Source organism: Pseudofrankia asymbiotica, from assembly GCF_001983105.1.
In the GTDB taxonomy this organism is placed as follows: domain Bacteria; phylum Actinomycetota; class Actinomycetes; order Frankiales; family Frankiaceae; genus Pseudofrankia; species Pseudofrankia asymbiotica.
This window is the reverse complement of sequence record NZ_MOMC01000052.1, coordinates 87,836-100,898: the sequence shown is the minus strand read 5'-3', so window position 1 is coordinate 100,898 and position 13,063 is coordinate 87,836. Positions and strand designations below refer to the sequence as shown.

General features: G+C 71.0%; 12 protein-coding genes and 1 tRNA gene. 8 read left to right on the top strand and 5 right to left on the bottom strand.

The window, feature by feature from the left end; translation table 11 throughout:
- Together BL253_RS25730 and BL253_RS25725 are read left to right on the top strand one after the other, a co-directional pair.
- Positions 1–430 (top strand): metallophosphoesterase (locus tag BL253_RS25730; RefSeq protein WP_420801717.1); only part of this gene is annotated, 430 nt, incomplete at its 5' end.
- Between the two features lie 252 nt (positions 431–682).
- Positions 683–756: transfer RNA gene (locus BL253_RS25725), tRNA-Pro, on the top strand.
- A gap of 308 nt (positions 757–1,064) precedes the next feature.
- On the opposite strand, the gene BL253_RS25720 is transcribed toward BL253_RS25725, so the two are convergent.
- Positions 1,065–1,517 (bottom strand): hypothetical protein, encoded by a 453-nt coding sequence (locus tag BL253_RS25720; RefSeq protein ID WP_076819864.1) that lies wholly within the window; start codon positions 1,515–1,517, stop codon positions 1,065–1,067.
- A gap of 597 nt (positions 1,518–2,114) precedes the next feature.
- On the opposite strand from BL253_RS25720, the gene BL253_RS25715 reads away from it, so the two are divergent.
- The gene (locus tag BL253_RS25715) at positions 2,115–2,564 is read left to right on the top strand and encodes a GNAT family N-acetyltransferase (RefSeq protein ID WP_198946393.1); all 450 of its coding nucleotides are present in this window, start codon (positions 2,115–2,117) and stop codon (positions 2,562–2,564) included.
- A 35-nt stretch (positions 2,565–2,599) separates the two neighbouring features.
- On the opposite strand, the gene BL253_RS25710 is transcribed toward BL253_RS25715, so the two are convergent.
- A complete protein-coding gene (locus BL253_RS25710) occupies positions 2,600–3,019 on the bottom strand; it encodes a DUF6924 domain-containing protein (RefSeq protein WP_076819861.1) in 420 nt (139 codons plus the stop codon).
- Positions 3,020–3,434: 415 nt separating this feature from the next.
- Complete coding sequence (locus BL253_RS25705) at positions 3,435–5,894, bottom strand: penicillin-binding protein (RefSeq protein ID WP_420801716.1); 2,460 nt, start codon at positions 5,892–5,894, stop codon at positions 3,435–3,437.
- 660 nt (positions 5,895–6,554) lie between these two features.
- Between BL253_RS25705 and BL253_RS25700 the strand changes: the two genes are divergently transcribed.
- A complete protein-coding gene (locus BL253_RS25700) occupies positions 6,555–6,911 on the top strand; it encodes a WhiB family transcriptional regulator (protein ID WP_076819858.1) in 357 nt (118 codons plus the stop codon).
- A gap of 419 nt (positions 6,912–7,330) precedes the next feature.
- On the opposite strand, the gene bagB is transcribed toward BL253_RS25700, so the two are convergent.
- Together bagB and bagA are read right to left on the bottom strand one after the other, a co-directional pair.
- Positions 7,331–8,776: an ArsA family ATPase gene (bagB, locus tag BL253_RS25695; RefSeq protein WP_241835117.1), complete on the bottom strand. Its 1,446-nt coding sequence runs from the start codon at positions 8,774–8,776 to the stop codon at positions 7,331–7,333.
- Complete coding sequence (gene bagA / locus BL253_RS25690) at positions 8,773–9,804, bottom strand: ATPase BagA (protein ID WP_476644124.1); 1,032 nt, start codon at positions 9,802–9,804, stop codon at positions 8,773–8,775. Before bagA ends, bagB begins: the two co-directional genes overlap by 4 nt.
- 360 nt (positions 9,805–10,164) lie before the next feature.
- On the opposite strand from bagA, the gene BL253_RS40470 reads away from it, so the two are divergent.
- The 4 genes from BL253_RS40470 to BL253_RS25675 all read left to right on the top strand — a co-directional run bounded on the left by BL253_RS40470 (position 10,165) and on the right by BL253_RS25675 (position 13,054).
- Positions 10,165–10,332: a Sp36 family protein gene (locus tag BL253_RS40470; RefSeq protein WP_096336090.1), complete on the top strand. Its 168-nt coding sequence runs from the start codon at positions 10,165–10,167 to the stop codon at positions 10,330–10,332.
- An 82-nt stretch (positions 10,333–10,414) separates the two neighbouring features.
- Entirely contained in the window at positions 10,415–10,891 is a 477-nt protein-coding gene (locus tag BL253_RS25685) for a RidA family protein (protein WP_420801715.1), read from the top strand.
- Positions 10,892–11,123: 232 nt separating this feature from the next.
- Positions 11,124–12,140 (top strand): NUDIX hydrolase, encoded by a 1,017-nt coding sequence (locus BL253_RS25680; protein WP_241835116.1) that lies wholly within the window; start codon positions 11,124–11,126, stop codon positions 12,138–12,140.
- Positions 12,137–13,054, top strand: coding sequence for an MBL fold metallo-hydrolase (locus BL253_RS25675; RefSeq protein ID WP_241835115.1), 918 nt, complete (start codon positions 12,137–12,139; stop codon positions 13,052–13,054). The genes BL253_RS25680 and BL253_RS25675 overlap by 4 nt, the downstream gene beginning before the upstream one ends.
- Positions 13,055–13,063 lie beyond the last annotated feature (9 nt).

Below are 13,063 nucleotides of genomic sequence, written 5' to 3'. Positions count from 1 at the left end.
TACCTTCCAGCACACCGCAACCACCCAGAACCGCAACCCGACAACCCGACCATCAGACCCGCGACCAGGCGAAACAGACATCAAGCCGCTACCGCTCACCTGTTACATCAACCGACGGAACACCCTCTCACACACCCCCGAGCCCCGCGTACTCGACGCGTTCACCACCGACGGCGTCCAACTGACACTGTCCGGCCACACCCACGGCGGCCAGATCCGCCTGCCGTTCGTCGGCGCCCTGGTCACCAACTGCGGCCTGGACCGCGGCCGCGCCCGCGGCCTGTCCCGCTGGCACGTCGCACCCGAGACCGGCACCATCCGCTCCTCCTGGCTGCACGTCTCGGCCGGTCTCGGCACCTCCCCGTTCGCGCCGATCCGCCTCGGCTGCCGCCCGGAAGCGACGTTGCTCACCCTGACCCCCGCCAGCTAGCCCACCGCCGCACCGCCCGCTCATGATCGCCGCCATCGTGTTGGCGCGGTCGCGATCTGGCCGAATCCACAACTACGACGACACGGTGGCGGCGATCTACCAGCCGCGTGCCGACGGACGAACGTCGGCGGAGGCGGCACCAGCCCGCCGCCGAGCAGCGGGTCGCGACCCGCGGATCACATCGGTCGGATTCCCCGCACCCGGATCGCCGCAGCCCCGTGCCCGTCGGGTATGCTGACCATCGTTAGGCGCCGGGGTGTGGCGCAGCTTGGTAGCGCGCTTCGTTCGGGACGAAGAGGCCGTGGGTTCGAATCCCGCCACCCCGACCGTGGCGGGCCCTCCTGTTCGCTGACCGTTGGTCAGCTTCCGGGGGGCCCGCAATGTCTACCCAGGGGGATGACCTCCTGGAACCCCCACGGTCAGGGGCTCCGCCCCCGACACCCCCGCCCGCGCTACGCGCATCGATCGCGAGCGTTTCGTTTTGCCTGCTGACCGTCGTCAGCTTCCAGAACGAGCCGGGTCGAGCGCCTCCCCCACCCTCGCCAGACGACACCTGCGTGTGGACCTCCTTCGGCATGCCGGCGCCCGAGGGGGATCACGCTCGCCCAGCCATGAGGGCCAAGCCCTCGGACGGTCAGTCCCAGAAGTTGAACAGGAGATCTCCAACCGTCTCCGGTTTCCAGTAGGCGATCTGGGAGAGTTCGGCGCTAGTCAGTGCGGTCAGGTCGGCTCTCGCCAGCGGCAGGTGGAGTTGGTCGACCGCCAGAACTTCGAGCTCGGATGTCTCGTGGATGGCCGCGGCCAGGGGTGGCTCATCGACGAAGGCGAGGGCGGTGTCGCTGGTGAGCTGCGGGCGGGTGAAGGCGACCAGCGGAAGCGTTGCGTGTCGTAGTACCGCCACTGAGTGGCCGGGGTAGTCGATGGCGACGGTGTGGAAGTTCGGCGTCACGCCAGCCGGGTGGGTGCTGGTCATCGCGCCGCCGGTGCGTTGGGCGGCGCGATGGCAGACGGTCAGAAAGTCCCGTAGGTCGGTCGGCGCGTTCAAGGGTTGCAAACCGAAGCCGGTCGCAGCCGGGGGCAGCTTCACGATTCGACTCCCCTACAGCCGGGCGGTGTGCGGAAGCTACTGGACCAGCCAGATCGCGCGTCGCGCCGCACGCGACGTACGCGACCAGGACCCCGACGACCCGCCTGCCACCGATCGGGACCACCTCGAGTCAACAGCGAACGGGACCCCGTTCGCCTTGCTACGACCGCCAGGCAGGTAGTTCGGGACGAAGAGGCGTGGGTTGGAATCCCGCCACCCGACCGTGGCGGGCCCTCCTGTTCGCTGACCTTTGGCCAGCTTCCCGGGGTCGTCGGCTACACCTTCCGCTGGCCGTTACAGCGCCGGGCGCCACCGGTGTAGGGGTCGGGCGACGATGGCGAGCTTGTGCTGGCAGGTCGCCGTTGTTGGCGAGCGCCGGCACGCCGGCTGCCGTGGCAATTGGCAAGCGCGATCATCGCCAACACATTGCGCAGCGACGCCGCGGCCGTGACCAGCGAGTCCCAGTCGTGTCGTGGGAAATGGGTTCGGGGCGCGGACCTGTCCGGGCATCATCCCACTATGGTCATCCTCGCTCACCCCGAGCTGCTGTTCGGGGACGTCCTAATTCGCCCTGCTCAAAGGGACGACGAGGACATCGTGCTCGACCTGCTGTCCGAGGCCGCCGCCTGGTTGCGTGGCCGAGGCATCGTGCAGTGGCCGACGCGTTTTCCAACAAGCTCCGTCCGAGGGCAGATCGCAGCGGGAGAAGCACTCCTCGTGGGAGACGTCCCACATCCGGTCGCCACCTTGGCTGTTRCCGAAGACGACAGGCAGCTCTGGGGAGCCGACGCTGAACCGGCCTTCTACGTATCCAGACTCGCGGTCGCCCGGCGCGCGAGCGGCACCAACCTCGGGGCTCGTATCATCGACTGGGTCGCCRGCAGAGCCGCCGAGCGTGGCTGGAAATACGTGCGACTGGCGACAGCCAGGACCAACCTGGCATTGCGGCGCTACTACGAAAGCGCGGGGTTCCAGCACGTTGCCGATCCGCCACATGCGCGGTGGCCAACGAGCCTCTACCAGCGGAAAGTCAGCTCCGCGCACTAGAACGGGCCTGCCGCTGCCGCGCCCTGATCCGCGGGTCAGCCAATGTCAGCGAAGCCGCGAAATACCCCATCCGGGTCAGCCGCGTCGGCAAACTCAGAAAAATCCATGTTGAAGATCTCTAGATTGTTCTCAATGCTCTGCATCTGCGCTGGTACCACTCGAAGGGAGCGCCCAGGTTCGCGAGTCATGTCAACCGCAAGGATTGGCGTCTCCCGACCAGAAATCGTGTCGTGATCGACGATGTACAGAGCATTGTAATGTTGCGCGCCCGGCAGTGCCATGACCTGCTCGACGGTCAGATCCGCGAACGCCGGGTCACTGATGAAGAGCAGGTGCGCTTCGAACCCCTCGGGCGAGGTCGCGACGCTCGCCGCGCAGACCGCTTCCCAGGCATCGTCATCTGAAAAATCTGTGCGTATCAGCAGCGAGCCATGCAGTTCCGGCAAAATCGACATGGATCGAGTCTAGTAGAGGCACCACTTTCTTGCCTTCCTGGCTACATGGGGTTCCGTTYGATCGTGATGCGGCTGTAGTCGAACGTCCCGCTAAGGGTGATCGATGGGCCGATCACGACGGTGGCAGCCAGGAACCGTAGGACGGCGTTGAGTCGCTCCCGGACGCCGTTCTCTCACATCCGTGCCCCATCCGCGCGTGCGTTCGGTCCGGTCACTTCTTCCAGGACCTCTCCCGCGTGCGCGTGTGGACGCGGGGGCGGGGTTACCAGTGCCGCGGCAGGCAACGTCGACCCCGTCTCGGCGTGGGAAGATCGCCGTTTTGGCCCTCGACGGGTCGTAATCGTAGCGGTTTCGCGACCGGTTTCAGGGCTCAAACAGCGATCAAGCCGGCGGGCCGACCTTGGCGGACCCGGCACTAGCGGTTGAACGGGCCGCCGAAGGGGCCGCCGCGGCCGCCATCGCCACCGCCACCGCCACCGTTGCCGTTGCCGTTGCCGTTGCCGTTGCCGTTGCCTGGGTCTACCGGGGTGGACTGGGCGACGATGCCGCCCGAGGCGTAGAGGGTGATCGGTTGGTTGATGGGGACCCTTGATCCGCTGGATGGGGACTGGGCGAGTACCACACCGTTCGGGTCGCCGACGAGCGCGGCGGCGAAGCCGGCCTGTTGCAGGATGTTGGCGGCGGCGGCTACGGACTGGCCCGTCACGTCCGGGACCAGCGCCACCGGGACCACCGGTTGGGTGTTGTCCGGGGGTGGTAGCTGTTCGACCGGCAGTTTCAGGCCGTCGAGGGTTCGGGTCATCGTCCGCGCCCAGATCTTCGTCGGCAGGTCGCCGCCGTAGACGTGCGCGTAGCCGAGCACGTTCTTCAGCTGGTGCGTCGACGGGCCGCGCGGGTCGGCGACGGTGACAGCGGTGGCCAGCTGGGGGACGAAGCCGACGAACGAGGCGGTGCTGAAGTCCTCGGCGGTGCCTGTCTTACCGGCGGCCGGCCGGCCGATGCGGCCGTTGCCGGTCGCGGTGCCGTTGTTGATGACGCCCTCGAGCACCGAGGTGACGGTGTCGGCGACCTGCGGGTTGAGCACCTGGTCGCAGTCGTCGGGCTTGTCGTAGTCGAGCAGCCGGTCCGCGCCGCCGACGCGCTGCGTGATCGAGATGATGAACCGCGGGTCGCAGCGCTTGCCGTGCGCCGCGATCGTCGCGTACGCCGTCGCGAGATCGAGGGTGCTGATCTCGTTGGAGCCGATGACGAACGACAGGTCCGACGAGCCGACGCCGTTCTGGCCGTGGCAGGGCGAGTCGCTCTGCAGGTTCGACGTCTGCTCCCRCACCCGGCACGAGCTGACGCCCAGCCGGCGGGCCATCTCGGCGATCTTCAGGATGCCGACCTGCTGCGCGAGCTGGAAGTAGTAGGTGTTGACCGAGTGCCAGGTCCCCGTGGTCAGCGAGTACAGGCCGGCCTCGTTCGGGTCGGCGTTGGCGAAGCAGTCGCTGCCCTCTGGGGGCGTGATGTTCGGCGGAGCCTTGTAGCAGGCCGGCGACATGAACGTCGTCGACAGCGGCAGGCCCTTCTCGAGGGCCGCGGCCAAGGCGAACATCTTGAACGTCGAACCGGGCGAGAAGGACTCTTCGTTGGTCGGGTAGACCTGCCTCGTGTGAATGAAGTCGCCGGTCGTCGCGGGGGGCTGGCCGTCGGTGGGGTCGCCGTAGTCACGGTTCTCCGTCAGCGCCAGCACGTTGCCGGTRCCGGGCTGCACGGTGACGACGCCCGCAGCGACGCGGTTGCCCGGGGGCACGACCTCGCGCGCGGACGAGTCCGCGGCCGCCTGGGCCGTCGGGTCGAGCGTGGTCCTGATGGTCAGGCCACCCTCGAACAGCAGCTTGGTCGCCGCGGACTCGGTCGGCGCGAACGTCCGGTCGTCGAGCAGCATCTTGCGGATCTGGGCGCAGAAGTAGGGCGCCTGCGAGTCGGCACACGCGTCGGCGGAGTGCGGCGGCTGGTCGAGCGTGACCGGTGCCGCCTTCGCCATCATGAGGTCGCCGCCGTTGATGTGCTTGTGYTCGACCATGGCGTCCAGGACCATGTTGCGCCGCTGCGCGGCGGTCTCGGGGTGTAGCACCGGATTGTATGCGGTCGGGTTCTTCACCAGACCCGCGAGCAGCGCCGCCTGCGGTAGCGACAGCTTCTCGACATCCACGTTGAAATACCGTTTCGCGGCGGCCTGGATGCCATAGGCACCATCACCGAAATATGCGATGTTCAGGTAGCGCTCGAGAATCTCGTCCTTACTGAGGTGCTGCTCGAGGTAAAGCGCGTACCGCGCCTCGCGAAGCTTGCGGTCGACGGTCTGCGCGGTCGCGGCCTTGCGCTCCTCCGGGGTCGTCGCCCCCTGCAGCAGCACGTTCTTCACGTACTGCTGGGTGATCGTCGAGGCTCCCTGGCTTACCTCGCCGCTTTCCCGGTTGGCGAGATAGGCGCGGATCATTCCCCGGTAGTCGACGCCGGAATGCTCATAGAATCGCGCGTCCTCGATGTCCACGATGGCGTTTCGCATCACCTGCGGCACCCGGGACAGCGGAACGACCTCGCGATACTGCTCGCCGACCAGGGTCGCGATGATGTCGCCGTGCGCGTCCAGGATCTTCGACGGCTCGACAAGCGGGGTGACGGTGAGATTCTCCGGAAGGGCGAGGAAATCGTCGGCCCCGCTCTTCGCCGTGAGGCCGACAAGGCCGACCACCGGCACGGCGAGCAGCGCGACGACCACGCCCGCGGCGATGCTCGCGAACAGTGCGCCAGTCAGTCGCCTCGCGATGACCGTCCAGCCCCGGCGCCCCCGGCGGGGGCCGCCCGCGGCGCTCACGCGCGTGCCCACATGGTGTCGGAACCTCCGTCCGCCCCCAGCCCGATCCCCCACGGATCCACACCGCTTGCCAAGTGACGCCCGACGGACGCATCGTTCCACCCATATGCGAACCACAGGGCGAGCGCGCTGTCTGGAGGCAGCGGGGTGAGGGTACCTCGTGAGCACCCCCAGCCTATGGCTGGCACGGGCGGGCGGGCGAGCACCATCGTCCGTCGGCTGACGGCGCCGGCGACCGGCCGCCGCCCGCTCGGCGTGCCCAACAGCCGCCGGGCCGGGGGGCGCCGACCGGCGGAGATCACGCGGCCTGTCAGTGCCTGGAGACGGCGCACGCGTTCACGCAGGTCGGGCGCGAGGAATCGCTGATGGCCGTCGGCGAGGCGGCGCGGAGGCGGCGCGAGTGGCGCGCCGAGGAACGGAACGAGAGGTGGACTGGCCGAGAAACGCACAAGACACGAACGAGACGGTGCTGTCATCCGGATGACATCCGGATGTCATCAACAGCCCCACAGTCTGGATCCGCATCAATGGCCCGGACTAGTCATACCGATAACCACCCGAGTGGGGTCTGTGCCGTGGCCACGTCACTCCGTACGGTTTCGCACGACGCCAACGACGCCACGTCACCCGCACGGGTCCCCTGACCACGGTCTCTCTCGAAAGGCAGGTGGCATGACCAGAAGCCCAACCCCGACCGTCACCACTGCTCGTCGTGGCGGCACTGTCAGTCTCGTCAGCAACATCGCCGACGGTGACTGGACAGCCCTCGCGGCGTGCCGGGACGTCGACCCGGACGAGTTGTTCGTCCAGGGTGCCGCGCAGAACCGGGTCAAGACCCGCTGCTTCGGCTGCCTGGTACGTACCCAGTGCCTGGCGGACGCCCTCGACAATCACGTGGAGTTCGGTGTCTGGGGTGGCATGACCGAACGGGAGCGCCGCGCACTGCTTCGGCGCCGGCCGGATGTCCGCTCCTGGAGGAAGCTCCTCGCGGACGCCCAGGCGGACCACCGATCCAGTTCGGTCGGTTAGTCGCTCCCCGTTCCCGGCCCAGTTCTCACCGGCCCAGCCCTTCCCGACCGGAACCCGGCGCAGCGTCGCGCGCGGGATCCCGGTTGAGGCCCGCCCGAACGCCTTGACGACGACGGGCAGGGCCCGCGTTGCCACCCGCCGCGTCCGCGGCTTCCGGTGGCCCGCACCGTCCGGCCGTCCGCGTCCCGGAGTACCGCCTGACGCGCCGCGTGGCCGTCCTGTCATCGCTGGCGGCGCCGAGGCGGGCGCGATGACGAGCACGAAACCCAGACCGCCAGGCACGGCGACGAGCGCCGCGCCGGTCTCCTCGCCGCGGGCGCGCGTCGCCAATGCCCTCACACAGGGCACGGGACCCAGCGCCTAGCACGGACCTTTAAATCAGACAATCGCCCGTTCGAGTCATCCGGGCGGTAGACTGTTCAGCCCACTCGGGCGAGACGTTCATCACCCGCCAGGGCATCTCCGATCTCCCGGAGACCGGCCAGGTCATGAACGTCCTCGGCGAGCGCCTCGACCTCGATGAGCGGGGTGTCCGGATGCGCCGAGGTGAACCTCTCCCGCAGCCGCGCCTCCCGCTCGGCCAGCCGCAGCCGGTCCGCGTGCACCCGCAGCACGGCCGCGGCCAGCGGGTGCTCCCCGTGCTCGGTGAGGTTCTCGGCCGCCGCGAGGCTGCGCTCCGCCGTGAGCGACCGGCCGTCGCTGTGGTGCATCCGGTTGACCACCAGTCCGGCCAGCGGCATCCCGTCGGTCTCCAACCGGTCGACGAAATAGCTCGCCTCGCGCAGGGCCGCGACCTCCGGCGCCGCGACCACGACAAAGGATGTTCCCGGAGCGCCCAGCAGCCTGTATGTCTTCTCGGCGCGCTGGCGGAACCCGCCGAACATGGTCTCCATCGCCGAGACGAACTGGCTGACGTCGGTCAGCAGTTGAGCGCCGATAACCTTGGTGAGGACCTTCGTGAACATTCCGAAGCCGACGCCCAGCATCTTTACGTACGCCCGGCCGCCGGCCTTCGCGGGCATGAGCAGCAGCCGCAGCAGCCGGCCGTCGAGAAACGCCCCGAGCCGGCTCGGGGCGTCCAGGAAGTCCAGCGCGGAGCGGGTCGGCGGAGTGTCGACGATGATCAGGTCCCAGTCATCGGCCGCGTCCAGCTGCCCGAGCTTCTCCATCGCCATGTACTCCTGCGTCCCGGCGAAGGAGCTCGACAGCGACTGGTAGAAGGGGTTCGCGAGCAGTTGGTCCGCGCGTTCCGAGGTCGTGTGCGCCAGGACGATCTCGTCGAACGTCCGTTTCATGTCGAGCATCATCGCGTCGAGCCGTCCGCCGGCCGACAGGTCGACACCCAGCACCTCGCGCGGGGTGTTGTCCAGCTCGGTCAGGCCCATCGACTGCGCCAGCCGGCGCGCCGGGTCGATGGTCAGCACGACCACAGACCGCCCCTGCTCGGCGGCACGCAGCGCGAGCGCGGCCGCGGTGGTCGTCTTGCCCACCCCACCTGACCCGCAGCACACGATGATCCGCTCGCTCGCGAGCATGCCGTCCACGTCCAGGCGGGGCACGCCACCTGGCTGCGGGCGGACGCGGGCCCGGATGGTGGGCACCTGGGCGGCCGCGGCGGCTCCGGAACGCGCACCGTCCTTCGACAGGCCCGCCCCCTTGGGGGACTTCGCGCCCTGTGCCGACTTCGGACCGGACTGGTTCCTCGCGCGCGGCGACGCCGCCGAGCCGGGCGGCCGCTTCGAACCGGGCGAGGCCTTCCTGGCCCCCGCGGCCCTGGCCTCGCCGGCCGGCGCCTGCCCGCCTCGGCTCGCGCCGCCGCTCTCGTCCGTGTCGTCGTGCGCGCCGCCGCCAGTAGCCGGCGTCATCCGACCATCCGCTGCGCCCGCAGCATCTCCGCGAATCGGTACAGCATCCCCATGTCCATCCCGTCCGACGCCAGCGGCAGCTCGTACATGGGCTGGTCCAGCGCCGCCACCTCGACCCGTTGCGCCGCCTCCAGCGCCACCCGTTCCGCGTGCTGCGCGGCCTCCCTGGCGAGCTCGGCGACCAGGTCCGCGGTCGGCTCGAGGCCGGCCTCCTTGATCCCCGCGGCCAGTTCCTCTCCGTCGAGAGTGCCCGCGCGGGCCGCGCGCAGCTCCTTGGCGCCGAGCAGCGGGGGACGCACCATGTTCACCACCACGCCGCCCACCGGCAGGTCCGCGGCGCGCAGCTCGGCGACGGCGTCGATGGTCTCCTGGACCGGCATCTCCTCCAGCAGCGTCACCAGGTGCACGGCGGTCTGCCCGGAGTGCAGCACGGCGAGCACCCCGTCGGCCTGCGAGCGGATCGGCCCCATCTTCGCCAGGCCCACCACCTCGCGCGCGACGTTGAGGAACCGGGTGATCCGGCCGGTCGGCGGCGCGTCCAGGACGACCGCGTCATAGGCGAGCCCGCTCGGCCGGGTGCCGTCCGGCCGGTTCACGGCTTCCTTGATCTTGCCGGTGAGCAGGACGTCGCGCACGCCCGGCGCGATCGTGGTGGCGAAGTCGATCGCGCCCATCTTGCCCAGCACCTTCCCGGCGCTACGCAGGTTGTAGAACATCTCCAGGTACTCCAGCAGCGCCTCCTCGGCGTCGACGGCGAGCGCGTACACCTCGCCGCCGCCGGGGGCGCTGGCCACCTTCCGCTCCCGGTAGGGCAGGGGCGGGGTGTCGAAGACCTGCGCGATCTGCTGGCGGCCCTCGACCTCCGTGAGCAGCACCCGCTGCCCACCAGTCGCCAGCGCCAGCGCCAGCGCGCTCGCGACTGTCGTCTTCCCCGTGCCACCCTTGCCGGTGACCACGTGCAGCCGGCGCCGCCACGGGCCGGCGGGCTTCTCGCCTTTGCGGTCGCGTTCCGAGGCCGTCACGGCCACGACCGTACCCGCGCCGGCCCCACTGTTCGCCTCGGCGCCACCGCCTCTTCGGACAATCCTGATCACACCTCGGCCGGCATGGGCTGCCAGCTCTGGCATCCCGCCACGACCGACCGGCGGCAAACACGCTGGTCAGCGGGGAGCTCGCGGCGCCGAGGGCGCCCGACGGTGCCCGACGCGAATCGACGCCGCGCGTCGACGAAGCGGATCGACGCGGCGGGCCGTCGCCCAAGYGACCTCGCCTGGATCGCGAAGTGCCGGACTTCACCGATCCGCGCGCCTCCCGGATCGGTCCGTCCGCTATCCGCGAGGACCCCGGCGACGGGGGCCGGCGGGGCCCGACCACTAGAGTTCGTGGTCATGCAGAAGTGGGAGTACGTGACCGTCCCGGTGCTGATCCACTCCACGAAGATGATCCTGGACAACTGGGGTGAGGACGGCTGGGAGCTGGTGCAGGTCGTGTCGGGGCCGAACCCGGAGAGCCTGGTCGCCTACTTCAAGCGGCCGAAGGGCGAGGCCGGCTCTTGACCGAGCCGCCGACCGCCCAGATCGGCTCCGCCGATCTGGGGGGACCCCGTCCGCCGACTCGGCGGGAACCCCGCCCGGCGACGTGGTGACCACGCCGACGGGCCGGTTGCTCGCGCTGGGCCTGGAGCTTCCGCCCGTGCCGGCCCCGCAGGCGAGCTACGTGCCGGCGGTGCGCGACGGGGACTGGGTGTGGACGGCGGGGCAGCTGCCGCTGGTGGCCGGGAAGCTGACCGAGACGGGGCTCGTCGGCGCCGAGGTCAGCCCCGAACGGGCCGCGGGGCTCGCCAGGATCTGCGCGCTGAACGCGCTGGCCGCGGCCGCCGAGGCGGCCGGCGGGCTGGACCGGATCCGCCGGATCGTCAAGGTCGTCGGATTCGTCGCGAGCGCACCGGGCTTCACCGGCCAACCAGCGGTCATCAACGGCGCCTCCGACCTGATCGGCCAGGTGTTCGGGACGGCCGGGCGCCACGCCCGGTCCGCCGTCGGCGTGGCCGCGCTCCCGCTCGGCTCCCCCGTCGAGCTGGAGCTGGTGGCCGTCGTCGAACCCGGTGAGGGATAGCCGCCTCAGCCCAGATCAGGGGCGTCTCGTCCGCGCGGTCTCTACCATCGGACAGGTGGTTGATCACGGACCTGCCAGATCACGACCTCCCAGATCGGCTCCGCCGATCCGGGAGGGACCCCGTCCGCAAGCTCCGCCAATCCGGCAGGGACCCCGGATCCGGCAGGAACCCCGGGCCGCGCTGGCAGCGCGGCTTCGGCGGCCGTTGCCGCTGTCCTCGCCGCGGGGGGTGATGGCCGCGAACGCCGGCACGCCGGCGCCGCTGCGGCACGCCTCCACCGTGGTCCTGCTTCGCGACACCCCAGGAGGCCCGGAGGCCTACCTGGTGAGGCGCGCGCGGACCATGGCCTTCGCCGGCGGGGTGTTCGCGTTCCCCGGCGGACGGGTGGACCCGGCCGACAGCTGTCCCGAGGTGCCCTGGGCCGGCCGGCCGATGGCCGACGTCATGGGCACGCTCGAACCGGACGCCGCGCTGGCCCGCGCGCTGGTCCACGCCGCCGTGCGGGAGACGTTCGAGGAGTGCGGTGTGCTGCTCGCCGGCCCCGCGGCCGGCGGCGGGACCGGGCAGACCGGCGGGACCGGGCAGACCGGCGGGACCGGGCAGACCGGCGCCTCGGCCACGGCCACGGCCGCCGCCTCGGCCACGCGGCCGGCGCCTGTCGACCCGGCCGGCCCCGGCTGGGCGGCGGACCGCCTGGCGATGGAGCGTCGCGAGCTCACACTCGCCGGGCTGCTGGCGCGCCACGGGCTCGCGCTGCGGACCGACCTGCTGACGCCGTGGGCACGCTGGATCACGCCGGAGGTCGAGCCTCGCCGTTACGACACCTGGTTCTTCATGGCCGCCCTGCCGCCGGGCCAGCTGCCCGGCGAGCTGTCCGGCGAGGCGGACCAGATGCTGTGGATCCATCCAGCGGAAGCGCTCGAGCGGCACGCGGCCGGCCGGATGGCGATGCTGCCGCCGACCGCCTGGATGCTCTCCGACCTGCTGGGCTTCGCGAGCGTCGCCGAGGTGCTCGCGGCCGGGGCCGGCCGCGCGATCACGCCGGTCATGCCGAAAATCGTGATCTTCGACGACGCGGTGCACTTCCTGCTCCCGCACGACCCCGAGTACGCGACCGCCGGGCCGCCCGCCGACCCGGTGAACGCCTCCGCGATCATCGCGGCGGCGACCATCGGCGCGGGCGGCGGCCCGTGGGCCGGCGACGAGGACAAACCACCGGCCACGGCCGCGGGGCGGGAGGGGGCATGACCGCCGGCACCCAGCCGAGCCGCGGCCGCGGGCCCGCCGCCCCCGCCGGTGAGACGCGCGGGGAGCGCGGGGAGCGCGGGGAGCGCGGAGAGAACCAGGCGGCGGCGCGCCAGCTCCGCCAGGTGAACCCGCTGGCCGCGCTCCTGCTCGCCCCCAACCCGAGCCCGATGACGCTCGAGGGCACCAACAGCTGGATGCTTCGCGCCCCCGGCCACGCCGGCGGCGTCGTCGTGGACCCTGGCCCCGACGACGAGGGGCACCTGGCCGCGCTGGCCGCCGCGGGGCCGGTGACCACGATCCTGCTGACGCACGGCCACCCGGACCACAGCGAGGGCGCGGCGGTGCTGCACGCCCTGACCGGCGCGCCGGTCAGGGCGCTGGACCCGGCGCACCGCCTCGGTTCGGAGGGGCTGGTCGAGGGCGACGTCGTGGCGGCCGCCGGGATCGAGCTGCGGGTGATGGCGACGCCAGGCCACTCGGCCGACTCGCTGTCGTTCCTGTTGTTCGGCGACACCGCCGGCACGGCGGTCGCGGACGGCGCGCCGCTCGCGGTGCTGACCGGCGACACGATCCTCGGCCGCGGCACGACGGTGGTCGCGCACCCGGACGGTCGCCTGGCCGACTACCTGGCGAGCCTGCGCCGCCTCTCCGAGCTGCCCGAGGGCCTCGCCGTCCTGCCCGGGCACGGCCCCGAGCTGCCCGACGCCCGCGGGGCGGCGGCCTACTACCTCGCGCACCGGGCGCAGCGGCTGGAGCAGGTCAGGACGGCGCTCACGGCGGCCGGCGTCGGCCCGGCCGAGGCCACCCCGCGCGACATCGTCGAACGCGTCTACGCCGACGTCGACCGCGTGCTCTGGCCGGCCGCCGAGCTCTCGGTCCGCGCCCAGCTGGACTACCTGCGCGACCAGGGCTGACCACGGGCC

Excerpts from the sequence above, each read along its gene's own strand:
- BL253_RS25710 (WP_076819861.1), bottom strand. The coding sequence starts at position 3,019 with ATGTCGATTTTGCCGGAACTGCATGGCTCGCTGCTGATACGCACAGAT.
- BL253_RS25700 (WP_076819858.1), top strand. The coding sequence starts at position 6,555 with ATGACCAGAAGCCCAACCCCGACCGTCACCACTGCTCGTCGTGGCGGC.
- bagB (WP_241835117.1), bottom strand. The coding sequence starts at position 8,776 with ATGACGCCGGCTACTGGCGGCGGCGCGCACGACGACACGGACGAGAGC.
- BL253_RS40470 (WP_096336090.1), top strand. The coding sequence starts at position 10,165 with ATGCAGAAGTGGGAGTACGTGACCGTCCCGGTGCTGATCCACTCCACG.
- BL253_RS25680 (WP_241835116.1), top strand. The coding sequence starts at position 11,124 with ATGGCCGCGAACGCCGGCACGCCGGCGCCGCTGCGGCACGCCTCCACC.
- BL253_RS25675 (WP_241835115.1), top strand. The coding sequence starts at position 12,137 with ATGACCGCCGGCACCCAGCCGAGCCGCGGCCGCGGGCCCGCCGCCCCC.